The sequence below is a fragment of the Arthrobacter sp. MDT2-3 genome, assembly GCF_059090465.1.
On record NZ_JBNHFS010000003.1, the window covers coordinates 20,864 to 44,746 of the forward strand.

The 23,883-nt window shown below is 65.4% G+C and carries 26 protein-coding genes; 8 read left to right on the forward strand and 18 right to left on the reverse strand.

Features of this window, described 5'->3' with window-relative positions; genetic code table 11:
* Entirely contained in the window at window positions 1-1,062 is a 1,062-nt protein-coding gene (gene pheS, locus AC5RUQ_RS10140) for a phenylalanine--tRNA ligase subunit alpha (protein WP_493947216.1), read from the reverse strand.
* 209 nt (window positions 1,063-1,271) lie between these two features.
* On the opposite strand from pheS, the gene AC5RUQ_RS10145 reads away from it, so the two are divergent.
* The 3 genes from AC5RUQ_RS10145 (at window position 1,272) to AC5RUQ_RS10155 (ending at window position 3,790) form a co-directional block, all read left to right on the forward strand.
* Complete coding sequence (locus AC5RUQ_RS10145; protein WP_493947217.1) at window positions 1,272-1,757, forward strand: hypothetical protein; 486 nt, start codon at window positions 1,272-1,274, stop codon at window positions 1,755-1,757.
* Between the two features lie 3 nt (window positions 1,758-1,760).
* A complete protein-coding gene (locus AC5RUQ_RS10150) occupies window positions 1,761-2,531 on the forward strand; it encodes an SIMPL domain-containing protein (protein ID WP_493947218.1) in 771 nt (256 codons plus the stop codon).
* A gap of 71 nt (window positions 2,532-2,602) precedes the next feature.
* On the forward strand, window positions 2,603-3,790 hold the full coding sequence (locus tag AC5RUQ_RS10155; RefSeq protein ID WP_493947219.1) for an Rv2578c family radical SAM protein: 1,188 nt from the start codon (window positions 2,603-2,605) through the stop codon (window positions 3,788-3,790).
* Here AC5RUQ_RS10155 and AC5RUQ_RS10160 read toward each other — a convergent pair.
* Entirely contained in the window at window positions 3,787-4,236 is a 450-nt protein-coding gene (locus tag AC5RUQ_RS10160; protein WP_493947220.1) for a (deoxy)nucleoside triphosphate pyrophosphohydrolase, read from the reverse strand. The genes AC5RUQ_RS10155 and AC5RUQ_RS10160 overlap by 4 nt on opposite strands.
* A 166-nt stretch (window positions 4,237-4,402) precedes the next feature.
* Between AC5RUQ_RS10160 and AC5RUQ_RS10165 the strand changes: the two genes are divergently transcribed.
* Entirely contained in the window at window positions 4,403-5,611 is a 1,209-nt protein-coding gene (locus AC5RUQ_RS10165; protein WP_493947221.1) for an MFS transporter, read from the forward strand.
* A 106-nt stretch (window positions 5,612-5,717) separates the two neighbouring features.
* On the forward strand, window positions 5,718-5,993 hold the full coding sequence (locus AC5RUQ_RS10170) for a GlsB/YeaQ/YmgE family stress response membrane protein (protein ID WP_163164575.1): 276 nt from the start codon (window positions 5,718-5,720) through the stop codon (window positions 5,991-5,993).
* Window positions 5,994-6,076: 83 nt separating this feature from the next.
* On the opposite strand, the gene AC5RUQ_RS10175 is transcribed toward AC5RUQ_RS10170, so the two are convergent.
* From AC5RUQ_RS10175 to infC, 4 genes are all read right to left on the reverse strand, one after another.
* Window positions 6,077-6,988 carry a TrmH family RNA methyltransferase gene (locus tag AC5RUQ_RS10175; RefSeq protein WP_493947222.1) on the reverse strand — a complete coding sequence of 304 codons (912 nt, stop codon included), beginning with the start codon at window positions 6,986-6,988 and terminating at the stop codon, window positions 6,077-6,079.
* 66 nt (window positions 6,989-7,054) lie between these two features.
* The gene (rplT, locus tag AC5RUQ_RS10180; RefSeq protein ID WP_163164571.1) at window positions 7,055-7,447 is read right to left on the reverse strand and encodes a 50S ribosomal protein L20; all 393 of its coding nucleotides are present in this window, start codon (window positions 7,445-7,447) and stop codon (window positions 7,055-7,057) included.
* Between the two features lie 120 nt (window positions 7,448-7,567).
* On the reverse strand, window positions 7,568-7,762 hold the full coding sequence (gene rpmI / locus AC5RUQ_RS10185; protein ID WP_009358635.1) for a 50S ribosomal protein L35: 195 nt from the start codon (window positions 7,760-7,762) through the stop codon (window positions 7,568-7,570).
* A gap of 116 nt (window positions 7,763-7,878) precedes the next feature.
* Complete coding sequence (gene infC / locus AC5RUQ_RS10190) at window positions 7,879-8,892, reverse strand: translation initiation factor IF-3 (protein ID WP_493947223.1); 1,014 nt, start codon at window positions 8,890-8,892, stop codon at window positions 7,879-7,881.
* A gap of 389 nt (window positions 8,893-9,281) precedes the next feature.
* Between infC and AC5RUQ_RS10195 the strand changes: the two genes are divergently transcribed.
* Entirely contained in the window at window positions 9,282-9,668 is a 387-nt protein-coding gene (locus AC5RUQ_RS10195; protein WP_104042762.1) for a DUF1844 domain-containing protein, read from the forward strand.
* Window positions 9,669-9,818: 150 nt separating this feature from the next.
* Here the strand turns inward: AC5RUQ_RS10195 and AC5RUQ_RS10200 are convergent, their stop codons facing one another.
* From AC5RUQ_RS10200 to AC5RUQ_RS10235, 8 genes are all read right to left on the reverse strand, one after another.
* A complete protein-coding gene (locus AC5RUQ_RS10200) occupies window positions 9,819-11,117 on the reverse strand; it encodes an MFS transporter (RefSeq protein WP_493947224.1) in 1,299 nt (432 codons plus the stop codon).
* Window positions 11,118-11,170: 53 nt separating this feature from the next.
* A complete protein-coding gene (locus AC5RUQ_RS10205) occupies window positions 11,171-12,052 on the reverse strand; it encodes an SseB family protein (protein ID WP_493947225.1) in 882 nt (293 codons plus the stop codon).
* Window positions 12,053-12,080: 28 nt separating this feature from the next.
* The gene (priA, locus tag AC5RUQ_RS10210; RefSeq protein WP_493947226.1) at window positions 12,081-12,827 is read right to left on the reverse strand and encodes a bifunctional 1-(5-phosphoribosyl)-5-((5-phosphoribosylamino)methylideneamino)imidazole-4-carboxamide isomerase/phosphoribosylanthranilate isomerase PriA; all 747 of its coding nucleotides are present in this window, start codon (window positions 12,825-12,827) and stop codon (window positions 12,081-12,083) included.
* Window positions 12,828-12,894: 67 nt separating this feature from the next.
* Complete coding sequence (locus tag AC5RUQ_RS10215) at window positions 12,895-13,053, reverse strand: hypothetical protein (protein WP_181037399.1); 159 nt, start codon at window positions 13,051-13,053, stop codon at window positions 12,895-12,897.
* Complete coding sequence (hisH, locus tag AC5RUQ_RS10220; RefSeq protein WP_493947227.1) at window positions 13,054-13,821, reverse strand: imidazole glycerol phosphate synthase subunit HisH; 768 nt, start codon at window positions 13,819-13,821, stop codon at window positions 13,054-13,056. It abuts the gene before it with no gap.
* On the reverse strand, window positions 13,818-14,444 hold the full coding sequence (gene hisB / locus AC5RUQ_RS10225) for an imidazoleglycerol-phosphate dehydratase HisB (RefSeq protein WP_458778959.1): 627 nt from the start codon (window positions 14,442-14,444) through the stop codon (window positions 13,818-13,820). Before hisB ends, hisH begins: the two co-directional genes overlap by 4 nt.
* A 60-nt stretch (window positions 14,445-14,504) precedes the next feature.
* On the reverse strand, window positions 14,505-15,623 hold the full coding sequence (locus AC5RUQ_RS10230; protein ID WP_493947228.1) for a histidinol-phosphate transaminase: 1,119 nt from the start codon (window positions 15,621-15,623) through the stop codon (window positions 14,505-14,507).
* Between the two features lie 168 nt (window positions 15,624-15,791).
* Complete coding sequence (locus AC5RUQ_RS10235) at window positions 15,792-16,151, reverse strand: LysM peptidoglycan-binding domain-containing protein (protein ID WP_493947690.1); 360 nt, start codon at window positions 16,149-16,151, stop codon at window positions 15,792-15,794.
* A 370-nt stretch (window positions 16,152-16,521) separates the two neighbouring features.
* On the opposite strand from AC5RUQ_RS10235, the gene lexA reads away from it, so the two are divergent.
* Entirely contained in the window at window positions 16,522-17,256 is a 735-nt protein-coding gene (gene lexA, locus AC5RUQ_RS10240) for a transcriptional repressor LexA (RefSeq protein ID WP_493947229.1), read from the forward strand.
* A gap of 4 nt (window positions 17,257-17,260) precedes the next feature.
* Here lexA and AC5RUQ_RS10245 read toward each other — a convergent pair whose 3' ends face one another.
* Window positions 17,261-19,318 (reverse strand): ATP-dependent DNA helicase, encoded by a 2,058-nt coding sequence (locus tag AC5RUQ_RS10245; protein ID WP_493947230.1) that lies wholly within the window; start codon window positions 19,316-19,318, stop codon window positions 17,261-17,263.
* Complete coding sequence (gene hflX / locus AC5RUQ_RS10250; protein WP_493947231.1) at window positions 19,311-20,891, reverse strand: GTPase HflX; 1,581 nt, start codon at window positions 20,889-20,891, stop codon at window positions 19,311-19,313. The genes AC5RUQ_RS10245 and hflX overlap by 8 nt, the downstream gene beginning before the upstream one ends.
* Window positions 20,892-21,319: 428 nt before the next feature.
* Here hflX and AC5RUQ_RS10255 point away from each other — a divergent pair, with 428 nt between their 5' ends.
* Window positions 21,320-21,943: a class I SAM-dependent methyltransferase gene (locus AC5RUQ_RS10255; RefSeq protein WP_493947232.1), complete on the forward strand. Its 624-nt coding sequence runs from the start codon at window positions 21,320-21,322 to the stop codon at window positions 21,941-21,943.
* Here AC5RUQ_RS10255 and dapF read toward each other — a convergent pair.
* Both dapF and miaA read right to left on the reverse strand, forming a co-directional pair.
* Entirely contained in the window at window positions 21,915-22,859 is a 945-nt protein-coding gene (gene dapF, locus AC5RUQ_RS10260; protein ID WP_493947233.1) for a diaminopimelate epimerase, read from the reverse strand. The genes AC5RUQ_RS10255 and dapF overlap by 29 nt on opposite strands.
* A gap of 125 nt (window positions 22,860-22,984) precedes the next feature.
* Window positions 22,985-23,881: a tRNA (adenosine(37)-N6)-dimethylallyltransferase MiaA gene (gene miaA, locus AC5RUQ_RS10265; protein WP_493947234.1), complete on the reverse strand. Its 897-nt coding sequence runs from the start codon at window positions 23,879-23,881 to the stop codon at window positions 22,985-22,987.
* Between the last annotated feature and the right edge of the window lie 2 nt (window positions 23,882-23,883).

The window sequence follows — 23,883 nt, forward strand, 5'->3', positions numbered from 1 at the left end:
TTAGATCTCCATCCCGAAATGCTCGCTGAAACGTACATCGCCTTCAATCATGTCGCGCATGTCCCCCACCTCGTTGCGGAACATCAGGGTGCGCTCAATGCCCATACCGAAGGCAAAACCTGAATAGACGTCCGGGTCGATGCCGGCGGCGCGGAGCACGTTGGGGTTGACCATGCCGCAGCCGCCCCATTCGATCCAGCGCGGGCCCCCCTTGGCGCCGGGATGCCAGATGTCCAGCTCCGCCGACGGCTCGGTGAACGGGAAGTAGTTGGGGCGCAGCCGGATCTGTGCTTCGTCGCCGAACATCTGCCGGGCAAAGTGCTCCAGGGTGCCGCGCAGGTCAGCCATGCTGAGCTTCCTGTCGATGGCCAGGCCCTCAAACTGGTGGAACACCGGAGTGTGCGTGGCGTCCAGCTCGTCGGTACGGAACACCTTGCCCGGGCACAGCACGTAGATGGGCAGCTCGCGTTCCAGCATGGAGCGGACCTGCACCGGGGAGGTGTGGGTGCGCATCAGGAGGTGGGCCTCGGGCGGCTCCACGAAGAAGGTGTCCTGCATCTCGCGGGCGGGGTGGTCCGGCTTGAAGTTCAGGGCGTCGAAGTTGAACCACTCCGATTCAACTTCCGGTCCCTCCGCAATCTCCCAGCCCATGCCCACGAAGATGTCCGCGACGCGGTCCTGGAGCGTGGAGAGGGGGTGGCGGGCGCCGGCACGACGACGGCGCGGAGCGGCGGTGACGTCAACCGTCTCCTCGAGGAGGATCCGTGCGTCGTTTTCCGCTTCCAGCTCTGCAGTGCGGTCCGCGAGCGCCTTGTTGACGCGTCCGCGGGAAACGCCCATCAGCTTTCCTGCGACAGCCTTCTGGTCCTTGGGCAGCCTGCCGATTTCGCGGTTGGCGAGGCTGAGCGGTGACTTCTCACCGGTGTGCGCGAGCCTCACCGCCTTCAGCTCGTCAAGGGTGGCCGCGCCGGCGATGGCGGCGGTGGCCTGGTCTACAGCGGCAGTGATGGCGGCTTCATCCGTGGGGTTCGGGATGGCGGCGCCCGGCAAAGTTTCAGTCATCTACTGTTCTTAGCTACGAGTCGTGGCTGCCGGTGAACGGGCAGCCTGCACGGTTCCCCGGCGGCTCGTCCGTCACTGGCAGGTCTTGGATGAATGCCCTATATTCACGTGCAAATATCAGTGCATCCAATGACATGGTCAGGGCATACCGGCAAAGCCGGCGGCCACTGCCCTCCAGTCTAATTGAACGGCCCGGCTACCATGTCCTCATGACACCACGGCAGCCTGCGGAGCTTCGGGCGTCCCTGACTGTGCCGCAGCGGCTGCGGCTGGCAGCCAATGTGGTCAACGGCAGCACTGTCCTCGGACTCGCCGTGGCCACAGCGGCGAGGACGGAACTCAGCAACGGCCCGCGGGGCCTGATTATTGCCGCCGGATACCGGTGGCGGCTGCCGTTTGCCGCCGCGTTCACCCTGGGGAACGTGGTCCTGTGCCGCTGCACCGCAGCCGACCTGGTGTCCAGGCCGGCGCTGCTGGGGCACGAGGAAAAGCACTGCTCCCAGTACGCGTGGTGCCTGGGTATCCCTTTCCTCCCTTTGTACTTCCTCGCCGCCGCCTGGTCCCTGATCCGTACCGGGAATCCGGGCACGGGCAACATCTTCGAACGGCATGCCGGACTGCAGGCGGGCGGCTACCCTGCCCTCGGGACCCGGAGCCGGCCTGGGCGCCCCGATCCCTCTGAAGTGGAGGCATAACCCATGCAGACGGAACCTGACCCCAATGAAGCAAGTGACGACGTCGGGCCTGACGGGTACCAGCCCGGCGGCCCTGGATCCGGTGGGACTCAGTATGGTGACACTGACTCCGGCGGCACTGGCTCCGGCGGCGGGCAGCCAGCGGGTACTGTGAGCGTCACCGGGACCGGCTCGGCGGAGGCAGCCCCTGATCTGATGGTGGTTTCGATTGGTGTGGAGTGCCGTGCCGACTCCGTGGAGGCCGCCTACTCCCGGGCGGGCTCCAGCTCCGAAGCAGTCTCTTCCGCCTTCCGCCGGCACGGCGTTGAGGGGTCCGGCATTCGCACCACCGGCCTTAACGTGCGTGCGGACCTCGCGTGGAAGGAAGGCGAAGGACAGCGCGTCACGGGATACATTGCAGCCAGCACGCTCACCGTAAGGTTGCGCGCACTCGATACCGCCTCCGCCGCAATCTCAGACGCCGTCGGGGCAGGCGGCAACGAGGTCCGCCTGAACGGCCTTGAACTGACCTTCAGCGACGATGCAGCGGTGCGGGCACGTGCCCGGGAGGCTGCGTGGCTGGACGCATTGGAGACCGCCCGCCAGTATGCCCAACTCGCCTCCGCCCGGCTGGGACGGGTGGTATCGGTAGCGGACAACACCCCGGTCCAGGGTCCGGTGCCGCTGGCGCGGATGCAGCGGGCTGCTGCTGTGGAATCCCTCACCGTGGAGGCGGGGAACTCCGAAGTGGGCGCGGCCATCACCGTGGTGTGGGAGCTCCTGACCCGCCCCTAGCCCCGTTGTTATTGATTGCCAGAGCCGCGTGACGCTTGACTTAAGTTCGAACATACATTCGAATTGACCCTATGAGATGGGATGCCCAAGCACTGCTGCCGCCGCCGGCGGAAACCCTTGCAACTGGCGCGCCGGCTGCCTTGCTTCCCCTCGCCGGCCTGGTCAGGTCGGTGACCACACCTGATTTCGCCGGCATCACGTTCCACGAGGTCACCGCCAAATCGGTGCTCAACAAAATTCCGGCCGGTTCACGGATGCCTTTCGAATGGACTATCAACCCCTACCGCGGCTGCAGCCACGCCTGCGTGTACTGCTTCGCCAGGAAGACCCACACCTACCTTGATTTCGACGCCGGGCTGGATTTTGACAGCCAGGTGGTGGTGAAAGTCAACGCGGCTGAGGTCCTGCGGAAAGAGCTGGCCAAACCTTCCTGGACCCGCCAGCAGGTGGCCCTGGGAACCAACACGGACCCGTACCAGCGCGCCGAGGGCCGCTATCAGCTGATGCCCGGGATCATCAGCGCCTTGGCCGACTCCGGCACTCCCCTGTCCATCCTCACGAAGGGAACACTGTTGGCCAGGGACATACCGCTGTTGAAGAGTGCGGCCACGCAGGTCCCGGTGGGCGTCGGCATTTCGCTCGCCATGACCGACGAAGCGCTGTCGGAAGCCGTCGAACCCGGCACACCGGGACCACGGGCGCGGCTGAAACTTGTGTCCCGGCTTCGTGACGCCGGGCTGCCGTGCGGGGTTATGGCCATGCCCATCCTGCCGTGGCTCTCGGACAGTGACGAAGCCCTGGATTCACTCTTCGCCTCCCTCGCTTCCGCCGGAGCCACCGGCGTAACGGCCGGTGCGCTGTATCTGAAGCCGGGCACCAGGGAATGGTTCATGAAGTGGATCGCCGCGAACCATCCCGGGCTCGCCGGCCGCTACCGGCGCCTGTACGGAACCGGTTCCTACGCTCCAAAGGAATACCGCACCTGGCTCGCCGGGAAAGTCCGCTACTTCAAGGCACGGCACGGCTTTTCCCATTCGTCCGGCTTCAGCCACCGGGACTTGGACGATCCCCGCGGCGAGGAAGCGGAGTACCCGGCAGGCATCATCCCGGCCATGGCATCGGAGGGGGCTCCCGGAACAACACCGTCGGGAAAGCCTGCTTCGCTGCCGCCAACCGCATCGAAGTCAGCATTGCGTCCCGCGGAATCCGGTGCGTTGCCCGGCACCTCAGGCCCGGCAGGACAGGAAACCCTCTTCTAGGAGCGCCCTTTTCCTGCTGGCAGGGCCAGCTCCGCCAGCAAGGCACGCACGATGGGAAAGTCGGCAGGAATCCACGGCAGGCCAAGAACCTCGTCGTGGTTGTCCAGGGACACCCACCGCAGCTCATCATGGTCTTCGAGGGGTTGGGGTTCACCGTGGACGATTTCCGCGAACCAGACCCGCATACTGGCCCGTTCGTTCAGCGGCCAGCCGTGGCGGGCTTCGGCCTGAAGCTCCCCGCCCAGGCGCGCCCCGATTCCCAGTTCCTCGGACAGCTCGCGGCAGAGCGCTGCCTCCGGCTCTTCGCCCGGTTCCACCTTGCCACCCGGGAACTCCCAGAACCCGGCCAGCTTCTCCGGCGCACTGCGGCGCGCCACGAGCAGCATGGAAGGTTCCTGGAGGCGGTCAACTACGGCTCCGCCCACCACCTGTATCAGTCCAGTCACCGCCCCATTCTATGGGGGACAATGGAAAGGCCCCTGGCACTCATTCCACGCCCGGGGAATACCTGTATGCCGCCGGGCGTTTTCCCGGGGGTCCAGGCCTCATCCCAGCCCCACTGCCGTGGCTGCAGCCCAACCTTGTATCTCCAGCACTTCGAAAAGCAGGCACATGAGCAGCGTCCTACAGTCGCCCACGGCAAAAAGCACCTCCTCCCCCAATATCGCGATGGCGATCCTCGCCCTGGCGATGGGAGGGGTGGGAATCGGCGTCACCGAGTTCACCATGATGGGCCTGCTCAAGGAGGTGGAACAGGGCCTGGGCATCAGCACGCCCGAAGCCGGGCACCTCATCTCCGCCTACGCGCTGGGAGTGGTGGTTGGCGCACCCCTGCTTGCCGCCGTCGGTGCAAAACTTCCCCGCAAAAACCTGGCACTCGGACTCATGCTCTTCTTTACCGTCGCCAACCTCACGTCCTTCCTGGCCCCGGATTACGGGACCATGCTGGTTTCGCGTTTCGCGGCCGGGCTGCCGCATGGCGCATTTTTTGGCGTTGCTGCCGTCATCGCCGCCTCGCTCGTGCCGCCCACCCGCCGCGGCTGGGCGATCTCCATGGTGATGGCGGGCCTGAGCATTTCCAACGTCGTTGGGGTTCCGGCGGCAACCTGGGTGGGGCAGACCTACGGCTGGCGGCTGCTGTTTATCCTCGTAGGCCTGCTCGGAGTGCTGACCCTGGTGCTGATCTGGCGCTTTGTTCCGTTCCATGAGGCCCATCCTGACGCCAGCATCCGCCGTGAACTGGGGGCTTTGAAGCGGCTCCAGGTGTGGCTTGCCATCATGATCGGCATCGTCGGCTTCGGCGGTTTCTTTGCCACCTACACGTACATCTCCCACACGATGACCCACGTGGCCGGACTCCCGTCGGCGCTGATTCCGCTGGTAGTGGCCCTTTACGGACTGGGCATGGTGGCCGGCAACGTCGTCGGCGGCAGGATCGCCGACAAATCCGTGATGGGTACGCTCTACAGCGTCCTGCCTGCCATCGCGGTGGCCCTGGTGGTCTACGCGATCGCTGCTGAGTGGCCCTGGTCAGCCCTGGTGATGGTCTTTGTGGTGGGCGCTGCGGGCTCCATGCTCGTACCGGCGCTGCAGACCCGCCTGCTGGACGCCTCCCCGGACGCACCATCGCTGGCGTCGTCCCTGAACCATGCCGCCCTGAACGTTGCCAACGCCCTCGGCGCTTTCCTGGGCGGGCTGGTCATCGCCTGGGGATGGGGCTACGTTGCCCCCGCACTGGTGGGCGCATGCCTTGCCGTCCTGGGCCTGGGCGTCGCCGTAATAAGCGGCCTGCTGGAACGCAAAAGGCCGCTGACCGCCTGATTCCATCCACCAGCACCAAACCCTAAGCATGCTGACAGTGTGCAGGCCCCTATGTTAGCTTGATGCTCATCGGGAGGGTTTATCCCGGTCACTATAAGGAGGAGACATGGGTTTTCTTGCTTGGATTATTCTCGGCCTCATTGTTGGCGCCATCGTTAAAGCCGTGATGCCCGGCAGGGTAGGCGGCGGTTGGGTCACCAGCCTCGTTCTTGGCGTGGTAGGGGCAATTGTGGGCGGCTGGATCGGCAGCCTGCTCTTCAACAGGGGCGATCTCGCCTTCTTCGATCTCGGCACGTGGATTCTCGCCATCGTAGGCGGCCTGGTGGTCGCCGGCATCTACGGTGCCATCACCGGGCGCGGCAAAACCTCACGCGCGCCCTGAGTTCCGGGTAAATAGCAAATTTCACACAAGCGAGGGCTCCGGGGAAACCGGGGCCCTCGCTGCGTGTGGGTACGTACGAAAAGCTACGCCGTCAGGGCGGCCGGCAGGTGCTGCGAACGCGCACTGGCGTAGAGGCAGACGGTGGCTGCAGTGCCCAGGTTGAGGCTTTCTGCAGCACCGTAGACAGGCACCGCCACACGGTGGTCCGCCAGGTCTAGCTCCTCTTGGGACAACCCCTGGGCCTCATTGCCGAACAGCCAGGCCGTGGGATTTTCCAGGTCGTACTCCGACGGGGCTCCGTCTCCGGTCAGCCGGCGCCTGGCGTTCTCGTCCTGCAGCGCATCGAGGTTGAGGGAACCGTAGCCGTCAGCAGCCAGGATACCAATTCCCCGCGCCCGGCACGCCGCTGCCAGTTCGTTGACGTCGGCTCCCAGCACCACCGGAAGGTGGAACAGGGATCCGGCCGTGGAGCGGACCGCCTTGGGGTTGTAGATGTCAACGCTGGAGCCGGTGAGAACCACCGCGTCTGCTCCCGCGGAATCCGCCGCGCGGAGGACGGTTCCGGCATTGCCCGGATCACGGACCTGGCACAGTACGGCAATCAGGCGCGGGCCGGCGTCGAGCACTTCTTCAAGGGCCACATCCAGGAAACGGCAGACGGCAATGATGCCCTGCGGGTTAACGGTGTCTGCCATGGCGGCCAGGACCTCGTCTGTGGCCAGCCGCGCGTTTGTGCCCTCAGAGAGCTCCTCGAACTCGGGAAACCGGTCCAGGCAGGCTTCGCTGGCGAACACCTCGGTGACCACCCCCGGGGCTCCCTCGGCGAGGCGCTGTTGGTGGAGCTTCAGCGCTTCGCGGACTGCCTGGGGCCCTTCGGCCAGGAACTGCCCGCGCTTTAAACGCGCCGGGCGCCCGGCAAGTTTTGCCACGTCCTTCACCCGATCTGCTCGGGGGTTGGAGAGTGGAAAATCCTGCGGGCGCCCGGTTTCGTTCATATAGGAAACTTTAGTGGCTAGGGCCACCAGTTCCTGAACTGCCCCTCGCATGAGGGAAGGCAGGTGCTACTGTGCAGCGACAACCTTCTTGGCGGAGGTGTCGGCCGGCAGCGAGTCCTTGGCCACCTGGACCAGCGCAGCGAAGGCGTTGGCGTCCGAGACGGCCAGCTCGGCCAGCATACGGCGGTCAACCTCAACCTCAGCGGCCTTCAAGCCCTGGATGAGGCGGTTGTAAGTGAGGCCATTGGCGCGGGAAGCAGCGTTGATACGCTGGATCCACAGGCGGCGGAAGTCGCCCTTCTTCTTCTTGCGGTCGCCGTAGCTGTAGACAAACGAGTGCAGCAGCTGCTCTTTTGCCTTGCGGTACAGGCGTGAACGCTGTCCACGGTAGCCCTTTGCGCGTTCAAGGATAACCCGGCGCTTCTTGTGGGCGTTGACCGCCCTCTTCACACGTGCCACGTGCGTACTCCTTCGAAAATTCTGCTCCCAAGCATCTACTGCCGGAATTCCCCGGCGGCCTGAGAAGGCTTTTTGGTAGGTGACTTACACCAGGTGGTGGTCCGTCAAAGAACTTGGAAACTAGATGCCGAGCATCTTCCGGATGACCTTGGCGTCGCCCTTGAAGACGATCTTGTCGCCGGCAAGGCGGCGGGTCAGCCTGGAGGACTTGTGCTCGAGGTAGTGGCGGCGGTTGGCCTGCTGGCGGCGCAGCTTGCCGCTGCCGGTCAGCTTGAAGCGCTTCTTAGCACCACTGTGGGTCTTCATCTTCGGCATGGGAACCGATCTCCTTACATGTCCGCAGGCTGGGCCTGCAGTTCTATCGCGCAGCTGCCCCTGGGGGCGGCGTACTGGTTGCTGACTGCCGAAGGGCGACCTCCGGCAGCTGTGGACTAAGTGGTCTTCTTGCCAGCCGGCTTGGGCACTGCCTTGGGGGCAGGGCGGGCGGCGGGCTTGGGTGCAGCGGGCCTGGCCACCGGCTTCGGCGGAGCAGGAACTGCTGCGGGCTTCGGCGCCGCAGCTGCCGGCTTGGCAGCTTCGGGCTTTTCAACAACGGGCTTGGGGGCCGGTGCAGCAGCCTTCGGTGCGGGGGCAGCGGCCTTCGGCGCGGGAGCCTTGGGGGCTTCCTTCCGGGGAGCCTCCTGCTTCGGAGCTTCCTTGACAGCCTCCTGCTGGGGAGCCTCCTGGACAGATTCCTCCGCAGGCGCGGCAGCAGCGGCAGGTTCGACGGCGGGAGCCGCCTCCTGCACGGGAGCTTCAGCGACTGCTTCCGGTTCCGTGGACACCGTGAATCCCTCGGGAAGCAGGTCCGCGAGGGACTGCGTCAAGGGTGCCTGGTCGCTGCCGGAAACGTCGACACGGCCGGTTGCTTTGGCTTCGTTCTGCGCTTTCGCTTCAGCCCGCTGCGTTGCGCGGCGTGCCTCAGCCTTGGCCTCAGCCTTGTTCTTCAACGGGCCAACCACCATGACCATGTTGCGGCCGTCGATCCGCGGGCTGGATTCAACCACGCCAACTTCAGCGACGTCGTCGGCAAAACGCTGCAACAGCCGGATGCCCATTTCCGGACGCTGCTGTTCGCGGCCGCGGAACTGGATCATTGCCTTGACCTTGTCCCCGGCGCCGAGGAAGCGCAGTGCATGCCCGCGCTTGGTCTCGTAGTCGTGGGTGTCAATCTTCAGGCGGAAACGGATTTCCTTCAGAACCGTGTTCGTCTGGTTCTTCCGTGCTTCACGTGCCTTGACCGCGGCCTCGTACTTGTACTTGCCGAAGTCCATCAGCTTGCACACCGGAGGCTTAGCCTGAGGTGCAACTTCAACGAGATCAAGGTCGGACTCGGCGGCCAGACGCAGGGCATCCTCAATACGGACGATTCCTACCTGTTCACCTGCAGGGCCGACCAGCCGCACCTCGGGGACGCGGATACGCTCATTGATTCTTGGCTCGCTAATGTTAAAGCTCCTGTGTTGTTGTGGGATCCCGGCAAATAGAGAAGGCCCCCAATTGCCGGAGCAATCGAAGGCCTCGAGGATTGGCTGTGCGCGTCCCGCTCAAGGGACTGCACGGATGGTTCCGGCATATGCCGGTTCCGCTGCCAACCAGTACCCGGCAACCTTGCGTTCCATGGATCCTGCGGAACAGCGGCTGACGCGGGTGGGAGAGAACTCCGCTTGCAAACTGCATGCCATCTTACAGAAAAAATTCCCGTCAACGCAGTGAAGCGCCGGTGGGAACCTTGATCGTTTGGAACAATCTCTGAAATAACGACATCCAGTCGGTCTGTGTCAAGCTTACCAGTATGAGCACCCCAGACAGTAATTCATACGTTTTCGAGCCTGCGGACGCCGGTTCCGACGTCTCCCAGCAGATTCGCGACATTTCGGAAGTGCCGGCCATCGAGGTCATCACCACCGCAGCCGTTCACCTGATGAGTGCCGCCGCGGTCAAGCTTGGCCTTGCTGCGGAAGACAATGCCGAGGAGCTGAAGGACCTGGACGAGGCCCGGAAACTGATCACGGCCCTGGCCGGTTTGGTGACCGCGGCCGCCCCCGAGATCGGTTCCCAGCATGCAGGCCCGTTGCGCGACGGCCTGCGTTCGCTTCAGCTGGCCTTCCGCGAGGAGTCGCTGATCCCCGACGCTCCGGGCAAGGGCCCGGGCGAGAAGTACACCGGCGCGGTCAACTGACGCCGTAACGCACTACTGAGCAGTTCACGACGGCGGGCCTTCCCTTCCGAGGGGAGGCCCGCCGTCGTGCGTTGACCCTTGGAGTTTTTGTCCAGCTATGCAGGCTTAGACGTATCTCAAGTCCGCATACCTGGACAAAAACTCTGTGCCTTAGGCTGTGATTTTGCTTCTGCGGCGCCGCTGGAGCACCAGTCCGATGAGGCACAGCACCACGCCAGCCGCTCCCACCGAGACAAAGCCCCCGGACGGCCCGATCCGGTCGATGAAGATGCCAGCCAGGGGCGCGCCGAGCGCAACTCCCGCGGTGAGGGCGGAGCCGTACCAGCCCATCGCCTCGCCGCGCCTCGCCTCATCCACCAGGTCCGCCACCTTCTCAGAGGCTGACGAGAGTACCGGGGCGCACAGGAGCCCGGGAAGGATGGCAACCAGGGCCAGCGTCCAGGTGTCATGGGCGAACCCCATGGGGATGGTCAGGGCTGCCATGCCGAGGAGCAGGACAATGGGCGATACGGGCCGGTGCATGGCACCGTAAATGAGCCCGCCCACGACGGAAGCTGCGCACCAGAACAGGAAAACGATGCCGATCTCGGCCTGGTGGCCGCCGGTTTCCAGCGCTGCCACAATCCCCACATCCGTGCCGCTGAGGACCATTCCCGCGCCGGCGGCAACGGCGAAGAGTGCGGCCACGGTGGCGGTGAACCAGGTGAAGCTGCCCGCAACCTTCTCCTTCAGCCCGGCGCTGCGGGCATGGTGGGCCGCAGCCGGGGCCAGGTCCGCGGCGGCTTCCTGCAGGTGGGCCGGGGCTGTGGAGACCACGGCGGCCTCGGCCGCACGCTGCTGGTCCGCCTCACAGTCGTCGCCGGAAGCAGCACTTCGTGTTGGCGGATTGAACCACATCAGGAACAGGCCGGCCAGCGACGTGCAGACGCCCACGATGGTCAGGCCCGCCACGCTGAAGCCGCTGGTGGCGACGATGGCGCCCGCGGCCGGACCGATCATAAAGACGACTTCGGTGGTGATCGCGTCCAGCGCGAAAGCGGTCCGGCGCTGTTCGCCGTCGGCCAGGACGCCGAGGGACTGGCGTACCACGCTGAAGATAGGCAGCGTGAGCAACCCGCCCACAAACACCAGGGGAAGGAGCCACTGGTAGGAGACGTGCGGCACTATGGACCAGATGACGGTCTCGGACACGACAGAGGGAATCAAGGCCTTGCGCAGCCCTACGGTGTCCACCCGCCGCCCCCGCCAGGGAGCACCAAGGGCGATACCAATGGTCATCACGGCAGCGGCCGCACCCGCAGCCGCATACCCCTGGCCCAGGGTGAGGACGATGTGCAGGGTCAGCAGCACTCCGGCCGCCGAGTGCGGAATACGGGCGATCATGCCGACCAGAAGCAACCGCCTGATGGGCTGGACGGCCAGCAACTCCCGGTAGAGAGCGAAATTCACGAAAGAATCCTTCGGTCTGCCGCAGCCGGCCGGGGATCCCCTCCTGGCAGCAGCTAGTGGACAGCGCGCCGCAGTTTAATTTCCATGGAGTCGACCCGCTCACCAAACAATACATTCCGGGACCACTCAGCCTGCAGTCCGGCAACCAGCTGCTGCACCCCGGCGGCGTCCAGGCCGTCTGCCAGATACAGCACCACCTGCAGCTCGGGACCGGCGCCGCCACCGGCAAGGACGGATCCGTCGGCGGTTTGGGTGGCCACTCCCCTGCCCGGGAGAAGCTCCAGGCCGCGTACCGCGGGGAAGCCTGCCGCGGCCCGGCGCATCTCGCCGGCCAGGACGCCATCGGTGTAGGAGGGGATCCAGTCGTGCTGCTGGGCCAGGGCCCACATGGCTGGCCTCCGGACCACAAACGTTACCGTCGCGCCCGGGTCCAGGACCAGCAGCTCGGCACCCTCGGACACCGCGGAAAGTGCAGCCCTGGCTGCGTAGACGGCGACGGGCCTGGCTGCGGGGTGCCAGGCTGCCAAAGCCTCGGCAGACGTGAAGGCAGGCATGGCGGTCCTGCCATCGGCGGCCTTGAGGGTGACCAGGGCCATGTCGGCCTGTTTGTCGGCCTGAAGGCCATCCTGGCCTTCGGCTTCTTCAGCGAGCTGGGCAACGATCGGAATAAAGACGCGGGCGGTGGCCAGCGAGGCGACCACGGCAGCCTCGTCCCCCCGTCCTGCCTGCAGGGCTGCGACGGCGGTGAGATAGCCGGCGTCGGCCGTTCCGTCGTCGTCCTCGAAGTTATGGATCCTGGCGTCGTCACCGGCGAGGCTCCGCCCCGCCCAGGGCTGCCCGGCAGAGTCGGCGGCGCCACCGGCCCCAGCCAATGCGGCGGCGATGTGGCCGGGAAGGTGGCGCTGGGGTGGGGTGCCGGGTTCGTTGCTGGCCATGGCGTCTTGTTCGTGGTCTGCCGACTGCCTAGCGGCGTCCGGCGACGTCCAAGGCCTCGGGCAGCGTAAAAGCCCCTGCGTACAGGGCCTTGCCCACGATGGCACCTTCGACACCCAAGGGCACCAGGGAACGCAGTACCTTGAGGTCATCCAGGCTCGAGATACCGCCGGATGCGACCACGGGCTTGCCGGTCTTTTCGACCATTTGGCGGAGCAACTCCACGTTCGGCCCCTGCAGGGTACCGTCCTTGGTCACGTCGGTGACCACATACCGCGAGCACCCTGCTTCTTCGAGCCGGCCCAAAACCTCCCAGAGATCCCCGCCTTCCTTGGTCCAGCCGCGGCCCGCCAGCGTGGTTCCGCGGACGTCGAGCCCGACGGCGATCTGGTCACCGAAGCGTTCGATGGCCCGGCGGGTCCATTCCGGGTTCTCCAGCGCTGCCGTGCCAAGGTTCACGCGCGCAACGCCCAGGTCCAGCGCCGCCTCAAGCGTGGCGTCGTCCCGGAGGCCGCCGGAGAGTTCAACCTTGATGTCCAGCCGGCCGACAACTTCCCGGAGGAGCTCTGCGTTGGAGCCACGGCCAAAGGCCGCATCCAGGTCCACCAGGTGGACCCACTCCGCACCCTGCTGCTGCCAGTTCAGGGCCGCTTCCAGCGGGGTCCCGTAGCTGGTTTCGCTGCCCGCCTCACCCTGGACCAGCCGGACGGCCTGGCCGTTGACCACGTCGACGGCGGGAAGCAGTTCAAGTACCGGCAGGTCGGTAGCGGAGTTCATCGTAATCCTCAGTGTTAGGGGGCAGGAGGTGCGGCGGACAGCCCGCCGGCCGTTGGTTGAGCAGCAGCTAGTTGGCGGGCAGCGTCAGCAGGTAAGCGGCGAGCAGCGCCATGCCCGCCAGGACGTAGAACGAGACCTGCGTCCAGAGCGGCTTATGCTGCTGCCGGAAGGACAGGGCACCGCCGATCAGCAGGCCGGCGAGGCCCATCAGGATAACGGACCACATTCAGGAATCGCTGTTTTCAGGCGTTTCGCCGGTTTCGCCCGGTTTACCTGCCACGGAAGGTTTGCGGAGAGCTTCCACCCAGTTGCGCAGGAGCCGGGCGCCGGCGTCGCCGGACTTTTCCGGGTGGAACTGTGTGGCGCACAACGGGCCGTTTTCGACGGCGGCGATGAAGGGGGCACCGTGCTCGGACCAGGTGACGAGGGGCGCCGCCATCCGCGGCTGGACAACGTCGAAACTCCACTCCTGCACGCCGTAGGAGTGCACAAAGTAGAACCGCTCGCCTTCGACGCCGGCGAAGAGCTTTGACCCTTCGGGCACCTTCACTGTGTTCCAGCCCATGTGCGGAACGACTTCCGCCGGCAGGAGTTCCACCTTGCCGGGCCACTCACCGATGCCTTCAGCTTCCGTACCGTGTTCCACGCCGGCCTCGAAGAGCACCTGAAGGCCCACGCAAATACCTAGGACGGGGCGGCCGCCGGCGACGCGCCGGCCGATGAGGCGGATGCCGTCCACGGCCTTGAGCTCGCGCATAACGGTTTCAAAGGCGCCGACGCCGGGAACCACCAGGCCATCGGCGTTCAGAACGTCCTCAGGCTTGGAGCTGAGGATCACCTCTGCCCCGGCGCGTTCGAGGGCGCGGACTGCCGAGCGGACGTTCCCGGAGCCATAGTCGAGCACGGTTACCGTGGGTTTGCCCTCGGGCGAGGGCAGCTTCTGTGCCGCTGAGGGATCGATGATGGCGCCGTCCCGCAGCACCTGGCCGCTCACAGTGCGCCCTTGGTGGAGGGGATGCCTTCAACACGCGGATCGGATTCCACAGCGGCGCGAAGGGCACGGGCGAAGGCTTTGAACTGGGCCTCAACGATGTGGTGCGGGTCGCGCCCGGCGATGACGTTCATGTGGAGGCAGATCCCTGCGTGCAGGGTGATCGCTTCAAAGACGTGGCGGGTGAGCGAGCCGGTGAAGTGTCCACCGATCAGGTGGTATTCCTGGCCTGCGGGCTCACCGCCGTGGACGAGGTAGGGACGGCCGGACACGTCAACGACGGCGTGGGCCAGTGCCTCGTCCAGTGGAACGGTGGCCTCACCGAAGCGGCGGATCCCGGCCTTGTTTCCCAGGGCGGTGCGGAGCACCTCGCCGAAGGTGATGGCAACGTCTTCCACGGTGTGGTGGACATCGATGTGGATATCTCCGGTGGCTTTTACTGTCAGGTCGATCAGCGAGTGCTTGCAGAGCGCTGTCAGCATGTGGTCGTAAAAGGGCACCGAGGTGTCGATGTCCGAAATGCCGGTACCGTCAAGGTTGATCTCCACGAGCACGGAGGATTCACTCGTGGCACGCTCCATGCGCGCGGTCCGGGCCACGGCCGCATTGGATCCGGTGGAACTCATGGTCAGGTGTCCTTTGGGGAGAAGGAGTGGTTCAGGGCGTCCAGCGCCGGTACTTCAAGTCTAGGCATGAAGCGTGCGCTGGCCGGCAAGGATGCTTTCCAGGGAGGTGAGGAACGCTGTGGTTTCCGTCTCAGTGCCTGCGGTCACCCGAAGGTGGCCTGGAATCCCGACGTCACGGATCAGGACACCGGCGTCGAGCAGCTCCTGCCATACCTCGTGGGGGTTCTCCAGGCCGCCAAAGAACACAAAGTTGGAATCGGAAGCAGCGGGCTTGAGGCCCATCCGGATCAGTTCAGCCACGATCCGGTCGCGCTGCTTCTTGATGTCTTCAACATCGGCCAGCAGCGCCTCACGGTGCTGGAGTGCTGCGAGGGCAGTCGCCTGGGTTACGGCGGAGAGGTGGTACGGCAGGCGCACCAGACGCAGTGCATCCGTGACCTCCGGAGCGGCCGCCATGTAACCCAACCGAGCTCCGGCCAGCGCAAAGGCCTTGCTCATGGTCCGTGAGACGATCAGCCGCTCCCTTCCCGGCAGGAGGGTCAGGGCGCTGGGCGTACCGTCGTGTGCGAACTCGTGGTAGGCCTCATCAACAATGACGATGGTCTGGCTTGCTTCGCCGGCCTCATACACTGCCTCCACCACGTCGAGCCCCAGGCCGGTTCCGGTGGGGTTGTTCGGCGAGCAGAGAAACACAATGTTGGGTTGCAGCTCCTTCACTTGGAGCGCCGCGGACTCTGCGCTGAGGCCGTAGCCGTCAGCCCGTTCGCCCACGATGTATTCGGTGTCCGTGCCGCTGGCCAGCAGGGGGTACATGGAGTACGTGGGCGGGAAGCCCAGCGCCGTGCGGCCGGGGCCGCCGAATGCCTGGAGAATCTGCTGGAGGACTTCGTTGGAGCCGTTGGCCGCCCAAACATTCGACTCATCCAGCCCGTGGCCCAGATATTCCGCCAGGGCCTTCCGCAACTCACTGAACTCCCTGTCCGGGTAGCGGTTGAGTCCGGCGGCAGCCTCTGTTACTGCTGCGCTGATGGCCGCACGAACGTCCTGCGGCACACCGTGGGTGTTCTCGTTGACGTTGAGGAGGATGGGGACATCCAGCTGGGGCGCGCCGTAGGGAGTAAGCCCACGGAGGTTGCTGCGGAGGGGTAGCCGGTTGAGGCGCTCTAGCTGGTCATTCACCTGAACAGTTTAGTGCCAGCGCCGGGCCCCGGAAAATGTGACGGGCTCCTGTTCGCGCTCAGCGTGCCGCTGCCGCGAAGCCTTTGCAGGGGCTTTCCCGCTGCTACTCCTGCCCGCTTTCCGGGCGACGCTTCCAGTCCCAGGGCGGCGTCTCCAGGCTTCGTGCGGCTACCGGGTGGGGACGAACAGCTGCTGCCCCGGGAGGACCGCGCCGGCAGTCAGATTGTTGAGCTGCACAATGTCTGCCACAACGTCCCGCGCGTCCCGCTCCGGTGCAACGCTTCCTGCAATGGCCCACAGGGACTCACCCGGCTGCACGGTGACGGTGACGGTTGGTGTCACAGCCAGGTCCGCCGGCGAGTCCGAGGCCTTGGCGGGCGAGTTGAAGAAGCCCGCCAGGGAGAGCAGCAAGGCGGCAAGCAGCACCAGGGGGATGCCGATCAGGACGATCTTTCCGCGCCGCGTCAGACGCAGGGGCGGAAGCGGTGCAGGAGGACGAGCAGCCTGCGGCTTGTCCCGCCCGGACATGAGGTGATGCACCGAAATTGAATCCTGCGAAGCAGATGTAGCTGACATGAATAGCCCTCCTGGACCTTTACTGTGCTGCCCGACGTTCCGCTCCGGACCCGCGCTACCCGAGACCCGCTGGTCTGGGTCTTCGAATGGCTACGCTCCGAATAGAACACATATTCGAACTTTGCTTCTCCTGTTTTAGCACCTATCAACGAATAATGTCGAGACTCGCTAGAACAAATGTTTGAAAAAGCAATGTGGCTGGCCTAGCTTTGAAGACAGGAACTACCACCTCGACAGTTGATCAGCAGGGTCTGACAATGACGGCGTGAACTTCAGGTCCGGGCCAAGAAGAGCCCGGGGCAACCGAAAGGCATTGGCGAATATGGCAGCAGCAGCCGCCGGGGGCAGGGCAACCTCCCAACCGAAGAAGACCGCCAAAGGCCTGACGCCGCGGCAGAAGAAAATCCTCGAGACCATCCAGCGCTCAGTGAATGACAACGGTTATCCGCCGTCAATGCGCGAAATCGGGGACACGGTAGGCCTCGCGAGCCTCTCCAGTGTCACGCACCAGCTTTCGCAGCTGGAGAAGCTGGGCTACCTCCGGCGTGACCCGAAGCGGCCGCGCGCCATGGAGGTGCTGATGCCACTCACCTTGGACGGGGGTTCGCCCAAGCAGACAGCCGAGCCGGCTGCGCTCCTGCCTGCCGGCACCGGCAGCGTCACCGCGCTTCCCACCGCCATGGACACTGCCATGGTTCCCCTCGTAGGCCGGATCGCTGCCGGTGGTCCAATCCTGGCGGACCAGGTGGTGGAGGACGTCCTGGCGCTCCCCCGCCAGCTGGTGGGCCAGGGGGAACTCTTTATGCTCAAGGTTGCCGGCGATTCCATGGTGGACGCCGCCATCTGCGACGGTGACTGGGTGGTGGTCCGCCGCCAGGCGGACGCAGCCAACGGAGACATCGTCGCAGCACTGCTGGACGACGAGGCCACGGTGAAAACCTTCCGCCAGCGCGACGGCCACACCTGGCTGCTGCCGCAGAACACGCAGTACGAACCCATCCTGGGCGACCATGCCACCATCATGGGCAAGGTTGTTTCGGTGCTGCGCTCCCTCTAGCCTTTCAGGCGTTCTCCCCCGCCAGCCGTTCCAGCGCCGCAATGGCTGTCTTCCTGTCCGTTGTGGACCAGAACGGCGGCAGGGCACCCCGGAGGAAGCCTGCGTACCGTTCGGTGGCCAGCCTGGAGTCCAGCACCGCCACCACACCCTTGTCCCCCGTTGACCGGATGAGCCGTCCCGCTCCCTGAGCGAGCCGGATAGCGGCGTGGGTGGCAGAAACGGACATAAAGCCGTTGCCTCCGGCCTGCGCCACCGCCCGGGACCGCGCCGTCATCAGCGGATCGTCGGGCCGGGGAAAGGGAATCCGGTCGATGACCACGAGGCGGCATGACCCGCCCGGAACGTCAACGCCCTGCCAAAGGGACATGGTGCCGAACAGGCAGGTATCGGGTTCGTCGGCAAACTGTTTCACCAGTGCCGTCATGGTGGAGTCACCTTGGCACAGGATGGTCATGTCCAGCTTTGGCCGGAGCGCGTCGGCCGCTTCTTCTGCCGCCCGCCGGGACGAAAACAGGCAGAGCGCACCACCATTGGAAGCCCGGATCAGGGCCTCCAGTTCTTCCAGTGCTTCAGGGGACGCCCCCCGGCCAGGCTTGGGCAGGTGCCCGGCCACGTACAGGATTCCCTGCTTCGGGTAGTCAAAGGGCGAGCCAACGTCAACGCCGGTCCAGCTCGGCGCACCCTCGCCCACCAGCCCCAGGCCACCAGCTGCGGGCTCAAACGCGGATCCGATGGCCAGGGTTGCGGAGGTGAGGACAACTGTGTGCCCCGCGAACAACCCCTCCCGCAGTCGTCCGGCGACGGATAGCGGGGCAATATTGATCAGCGCGGGTGCAGTCTCGTCCGGTTGGGAATATCCCTGCTGGGGGTCGAAGGAGCTGGCGCGGGAAAACCACACCACTTCCCGGTTCTCCCGCGCGGCAAGGAGCCGTTCGCAGAGTTCCAGGATGAGCATCAGCCGGGAGCGCGCGAGCTGCCGCCCGCCGTCGGCCGTTGTACTGCTGTCCCCCTTGGAGTCGGACAAGGCAGCACGGCAGGCCTCGCGCAGCTGGTCCACGCAGTCCAGCTGCTCATCGTTCAGTCCGTTGGGGAGCAACCCGTTGGGAACTCCCGCCAGGGCAACTTCAAGGTTCGCGGCAGCGGCGTTGAGCGCATCGACCGTGATGGCAGTGTGCTTTCGGGCGCCGGCGGCAGCTGCGTGGACCATGGCCACCGACAGCTGCCCCGAGACGGCGCCCGTGACCCTGTCCTGGAGTTCGTGGGCCTCATCAACCACAACGACGTCGTATTCGGGAAGCACCGCCAGCCCTTCAAAAGCGCTGACGGCGAGCATGGCATGGTTGGTGACCACAACGTCGGCGTCGGCGGCGTCCTGCCGTGCGAGCTCACTGAAGCACTCCGCGGCCATGGGGCACTTCTGCGCACCCAGGCATTCCATCGACGTGACGGAGACCTGCCGCCATGCACGGTCGGTGACGCCGGGCAGGAGCTCATCGCGGTCACCGGTGGTGGTTTTCTCCGCCCACTCCCGCAGGCGCACCACTTCCTTGCCCAGCTGTGAAGCAGGACCGCCCACCGCCGCAGCAAAGTGCGGGACGCTGGTGTCCTCCCCCAGGGAAAACAACTGGCCCTCCGCCGGCTCCTCGGAGGGAAACCCGCCTTCGAGCTTGTGCAGGCAGACGTAATTGGACCGGCCTTTGACCAAGGCCACTTTTACCGGGCGCTCCAGGGCCGGGGTGATGGTTTTCAGGAGCCGCGGAATGTCCCTGCCCACAATCTGTGTCTGCAGGGCAAGCGTTGCGGTGGACACCAGGGCAGGCTTGTCGCTCTCCAGGGCGTGGGCAATCAGCGGTATCAGGTACGCCAGCGACTTGCCCGTACCCGTTCCGGCCTGAACGAGCAGGTGGTCGCCGGTTTCAATCGCCCGGGCCACCTGCCGGGCCATCTCGTGCTGTCCACTGCGGCTTTGCCCGCCCATGCCGGCAACGGCGCGGTCGAGCAGCTCGATCACGAACTGCTCGCCGGCCTTGCCTGTGGCTTCGTCAGCCACCAGGTCAGTCATTGCTGACGAATGATTCCAGTTCAGCCGCGAGGCCTTCCCGGACTTTAACAACTGCCCGGGTACCGGCTTCATCGTGGTCGACGCTGATGATCTCGGCGTCGGACTCATGCAGCTTGCTGACCAGGTCCCCACGGTCGTACGGAATGAGCAGCTCAAGCTTGACCGACGGCCGCGGAATGGCCTCGCTGATCGCCTTCAGCAGCTCGGGGATGCCCTCCCCCGTGCGGGCCGACACCACAACGTGGCGCGGTTCGCGCTGCTTCAGCCGTTCAACCACAAAGGGATCGGCGGCGTCGGCCTTGTTGAGGACGATGATCTCCGGAACCTTGCGGGCGTCCACTTCGCTGAAGACCTTTCGGACTGCAGCAATCTGGCCCTCCGGGTCCGGGTGCGAGACATCCACGACGTGAAGGATCAGGTCCGAGTCCGCAACCTCCTCGAGGGTAGAGCGGAAGGCCTCCACCAGCTGGGTGGGCAGCGAACGGACAAAACCGACAGTATCGGCCAGCGTGTAACCGAGGCCGTCAGCGGTTTCCGCCTTGCGTACCGTGGGATCAAGGGTGGCGAACAGGGCGTTCTCCACGAGCACTCCGGCGTCGGTCAAGCGGTTCAACAGCGAGGACTTCCCGGCGTTGGTGTACCCGGCGATTGCCACGGAGGGCACCTCATTACGACGGCGGTTGGCGCGTTTCGTCTCCCGGGCAGGCTTCATCGCGGCGATCTCGCGCCGCAGCTTGGCCATGCGGGTACGGATCCTTCGGCGGTCCAGTTCGATCTTCGTCTCACCGGGACCACGTGAACCCATGCCGGCCGCTGCGCCACCCACCTGGCCACCGGCCTGGCGGGACATCGATTCGCCCCAGCCGCGGAGGCGCGGAAGGAGGTACTCGAGCTGCGCGAGCTCCACCTGCGCCTTGCCTTCCCGGCTCTTGGCATGCTGGGCGAAGATGTCCAGGATCAGGCCTGTCCGGTCAATGACCTTAACCTTGACGATGTCTTCAAGGCCACGGCGCTGGGACGGTGCCAGCTCGGCGTCGACCACGACGGTATCGGCACCGGTGGACATCACGATGTCCTTCAGTTCCTGCGCCTTGCCTGAACCCAGGAACGTGCCGGGGTCCGGCTTGTCACGGCGCTGCACGAGTCCGTCGAGCACCTCCGAACCGGCTGTTTCGGCGAGGGCGGCGAGCTCACGCAGCGAGTTTTCCGCGTCCGCGAGGGTTCCCTCCGACCAGATGCCGGCGAGCACCACGCGTTCCAGGCGAAGCTGGCGGTACTCGACTTCGGTAACGTCTTCCAGTTCCGTGGAAAGGCCTGCCGTGCGGCGCAGGGCGCGGCGTTCCTCGAGGTCCTGCTGGTCGCCGTCGAATGTTGAATGTTCTTCATCCAGCCGGGATATGGCCTGGGCCTTGCCCAGCACACCCTTTCCGTCGCCGCGGCTGGTATCGCCTGCCGTGCTGACGCTCTTGGCCGGTACGTCCTTGGAGAGAATCCGGTCGATCACGGCCTGGATTTCCTCAGGACTCATGTCCTGGGCGGCTGGATCGGATCCGGTGTTGGGCTGGCTGGTCATGGTCTCCTTTGAAGATTCGGCAGTTCCAGAATAGTGCCGATTGCTGCTGGTTGGGGAAGTATTCGCGCTGGGCTGACGGCCTGCGGTCATGCAGTTCTCCTGTTTGGTTCGCCGGGCCGGCAAAGCGGCTGGCGGTGGCGGCCACATCGCGTGGAGGTGGCGGAAGGGGGAAGAAGCCGGAGAATCGGCGAAAGAGACAGCGGGAGGCTGACTTTCGAGTATTGTCCGGCGGCCGGAGGAAGCGCAGCTGCGCGGGTCCGGTGCACTGAGCGGAAGGCATGAATACCTGCGTCGCTGTGGGACATGGCTACGGTACGGGCAGGACCCGTGCCGGCTACTCGAAGATCAGGAACATGGGTTCAACATTAGCAGAGGGGCAAAGAACAGGGTTTCACTTTACGCTGCAAGGGGAACTACTCTGGCGAGTTATGGAGTCCGCACACTATTTCAGCGCATCCCCCGCCGGCCCGTTCACGCGGAAGCCGCTCACGGTTGAACTCGCAGGGGAAACGCGCAGGCTGCAGACCTCCACCGGCATCTTCAGCCCGGACGGGATCGACAAGGGAACCGCCGTGCTCCTTGCCGAGGTGCCCGCGCCCTCGCCTACCGGAAACTTGCTGGACATCGGGTGCGGCTGGGGTCCGATTGCGCTCACGATGGCGCTGCGCGCCCCGCATTCGAAGGTTTACGCAGTAGACGTCAATGAACGGTGCATCACGCTCACCAACGAGAACGCTGCTGCGCTGGGGCTGTCCAACGTGATGGCCAGCACGCCTGACGCTGTGGATCCGGAGGTGCGTTTCGACACCATCTGGTCGAATCCGCCCATCCGGATCGGCAAGGACGAACTGCATTCGCTCCTGAGGCTGTGGCTGCCGCGCCTGGCGCCTGGCGGAACCGCCTGGCTGGTGGTGCAGAAGAACCTGGGGTCGGACTCGCTTCAGCGCTGGCTGTCGGCGGAACTGGATGAGTCCTTCAGTGTGAGCCGGGAATCAACCTCGAAGTCCTTCCGCATCCTGAAGGTCAGGAAAGCGTCCCTGTTGCCACAATAACGGCCGGACCGCTGAGCTCCACGTGTTCGTGGCCGCCGGGGCCAGCGAAAAATTTCACGCCCACCACGCCTCCCGGGACGTGCACCTGCCAGCTGTCCGGCGCTTCCGCTCCTGCCCAGTGCCTGGTGGCCACGGCTGCGGCGCAGGCTCCCGTTCCGCAGGACTGGGTCTCGCCTACTCCGCGTTCGTGCACCCGCATGGTGACCGACCCCACGCCGTCGTGTACCAGGGGTTCGGACGGAACCACGAACTCCACGTTGGTGCCGTTGGCCGGCACCGGGTCCACGACGGGTGCGGTGAAGAGGCGGGTCCCTGCAAGTTCGGAGAGCTCGGCGAGGGCCACCACGGTGTGGGGGTTGCCCATGCTGACGGACAAAGCGGGACGGGGAACTTCCAGTCCGTCAGCTGTGACCAGTGAATCCATTGCCTTGGCGGTGGCCTCGCCGGGGAAAATGAACTCCCAGGGGCCCATGTCGACGGCGTAATCCTCACCGGTCCGGACGACGGTCTTGGCTCCGGCGCGGGTGCCGATGGTAAGCGCACCGCCGTCGGGCAGGTGCACCAGGCCCTCTGTGCGGAGGAAGTGGACGAAGACGCGGACGCCGTTGCCGCACATCTCGGACAGTGAGCCGTCGCCGTTGCGGTAATCCATGAACCATTCAGCGCCGGGGGTTGCGGCCAGCAGTTCGCGGCCCTCGGGCAGGAAGCGGGACGGGACCGCGCGGATGAGCCCGTCACCACCAATGCCGCGGTGGCGGTCACACAGGGCTGCTACCTGTTCTGCCCCTAGGGTGTGTACTCCCTCCGGGTCGGCAACCAGGACAAAGTCGTTGCCGGTGCCGTGCCCCTTCGAGAAGCGGAGCCCACCCAACGTGCGGAAGGCGTGCTCTGTTGTCTCGGCAAGGGTTGCGTCCATGGTGTCAAGGTTACCGGTCGGGCGGAGCGTGCCCGAAACCAGAAGTTTGACCGGATACAGCGGCCTCCGGCCGCCGGACCTCCCTTCGACCAAAAACTCCCGGGTCCGCTGCAGAGGTATCCGGTTCAGCTGCAGAGAGCGGCCGCGTGGGCCACCAGCTGCGAATCTTGCCAGTCCAGCCACTGGATCCGAGGATCGGCACGGAACCACGTGAGCTGCCGCCGGGCGAACTGCCGGGTTGCCACGATGGTCTCCTCGGCCGCCTCGGGAACTGTTGCTGCCCCGTCGAGTACCCGCAGGAACTGCGAGTAGCCCAGGGCGCGGGGGGCTGTTTTGCCCTGCCGCAGCCCCTGCGTTTCCAGCCGCTCCACCTCGGCGAGCAGGCCGCCGTCCACCATCCGGTGCACCCTGCTGGCCAGGCGGTCGCGGAGCTCGTCCCGGTCAACGGTGAGGCCGATCTGTACTGCGGGCTGGTGGTACTCGCGCTGCGGCATAAAGGAGCTGAACGGCCGTCCGGTGAGCTGATGGACCTCCAGTGCACGGATGATCCGCCGATCGTCGGAAAGCCTGCCGGCGGATACCGGGTCAACGGCCTGGAGCCGGGCCAGCAGTGCATCAGTGCCGTGAGCCGCCAGCTCTTCCTCAAGCTGACGGCGCAGGCGCGGGTCGGTCCCGGGGAATTCAAGGACATCAAGGGCGGCCCGCACATACAGTCCTGAGCCGCCGGCGAGGATGGCCCGCTTCCCGCGTGCGTGGATGTCCGTGATGATGGCGCGCGCCTGCTGCTGGAACTGGGAAACGCTGGCTTCCTCAGTGACGTCCAGGATGTCCAGGAGGTGGTGCGGCACGCCCCTGCGTTCAGCCATCGTGATTTTTGCGGTACCGATGTCCATGCCCCGGTAGAACTGCATGGCGTCGGCGTTAATGACTTCGCCGTCCAGCTCAAGGGCGAGGCCTACGGCCAGGTCGGATTTGCCGGAACCGGTGGGACCGACGACGGCGATAACCGGCGGGGAGCCCACGC

What these genes read in the sequence shown, in the direction of transcription:
- AC5RUQ_RS10175 (WP_493947222.1), bottom strand. Translation starts at nt 6,988, where the DNA reads ATGAACGAAACCGGGCGCCCGCAGGATTTTCCACTCTCCAACCCCCGA.
- dapF (WP_493947233.1), bottom strand. Translation starts at nt 22,859, where the DNA reads ATGGACGCAACCCTTGCCGAGACAACAGAGCACGCCTTCCGCACGTTG.
- lexA (WP_493947229.1), top strand. Translation starts at nt 16,522, where the DNA reads ATGGCAGCAGCAGCCGCCGGGGGCAGGGCAACCTCCCAACCGAAGAAG.
- AC5RUQ_RS10170 (WP_163164575.1), top strand. Translation starts at nt 5,718, where the DNA reads ATGGGTTTTCTTGCTTGGATTATTCTCGGCCTCATTGTTGGCGCCATC.
- AC5RUQ_RS10155 (WP_493947219.1), top strand. Translation starts at nt 2,603, where the DNA reads ATGAGATGGGATGCCCAAGCACTGCTGCCGCCGCCGGCGGAAACCCTT.
- AC5RUQ_RS10215 (WP_181037399.1), bottom strand. Translation starts at nt 13,053, where the DNA reads ATGTGGTCCGTTATCCTGATGGGCCTCGCCGGCCTGCTGATCGGCGGT.
- AC5RUQ_RS10195 (WP_104042762.1), top strand. Translation starts at nt 9,282, where the DNA reads ATGAGCACCCCAGACAGTAATTCATACGTTTTCGAGCCTGCGGACGCC.
- hisB (WP_458778959.1), bottom strand. Translation starts at nt 14,444, where the DNA reads ATGAGTTCCACCGGATCCAATGCGGCCGTGGCCCGGACCGCGCGCATG.
- AC5RUQ_RS10165 (WP_493947221.1), top strand. Translation starts at nt 4,403, where the DNA reads ATGAGCAGCGTCCTACAGTCGCCCACGGCAAAAAGCACCTCCTCCCCC.
- AC5RUQ_RS10245 (WP_493947230.1), bottom strand. Translation starts at nt 19,318, where the DNA reads ATGACTGACCTGGTGGCTGACGAAGCCACAGGCAAGGCCGGCGAGCAG.
- hflX (WP_493947231.1), bottom strand. Translation starts at nt 20,891, where the DNA reads ATGACCAGCCAGCCCAACACCGGATCCGATCCAGCCGCCCAGGACATG.
- priA (WP_493947226.1), bottom strand. Translation starts at nt 12,827, where the DNA reads ATGAACTCCGCTACCGACCTGCCGGTACTTGAACTGCTTCCCGCCGTC.
- AC5RUQ_RS10150 (WP_493947218.1), top strand. Translation starts at nt 1,761, where the DNA reads ATGCAGACGGAACCTGACCCCAATGAAGCAAGTGACGACGTCGGGCCT.
- AC5RUQ_RS10235 (WP_493947690.1), bottom strand. Translation starts at nt 16,151, where the DNA reads ATGTCCGGGCGGGACAAGCCGCAGGCTGCTCGTCCTCCTGCACCGCTT.
- rpmI (WP_009358635.1), bottom strand. Translation starts at nt 7,762, where the DNA reads ATGCCGAAGATGAAGACCCACAGTGGTGCTAAGAAGCGCTTCAAGCTG.
- AC5RUQ_RS10205 (WP_493947225.1), bottom strand. Translation starts at nt 12,052, where the DNA reads ATGGCCAGCAACGAACCCGGCACCCCACCCCAGCGCCACCTTCCCGGC.
- pheS (WP_493947216.1), bottom strand. Translation starts at nt 1,062, where the DNA reads ATGACTGAAACTTTGCCGGGCGCCGCCATCCCGAACCCCACGGATGAA.
- AC5RUQ_RS10145 (WP_493947217.1), top strand. Translation starts at nt 1,272, where the DNA reads ATGACACCACGGCAGCCTGCGGAGCTTCGGGCGTCCCTGACTGTGCCG.
- AC5RUQ_RS10255 (WP_493947232.1), top strand. Translation starts at nt 21,320, where the DNA reads ATGGAGTCCGCACACTATTTCAGCGCATCCCCCGCCGGCCCGTTCACG.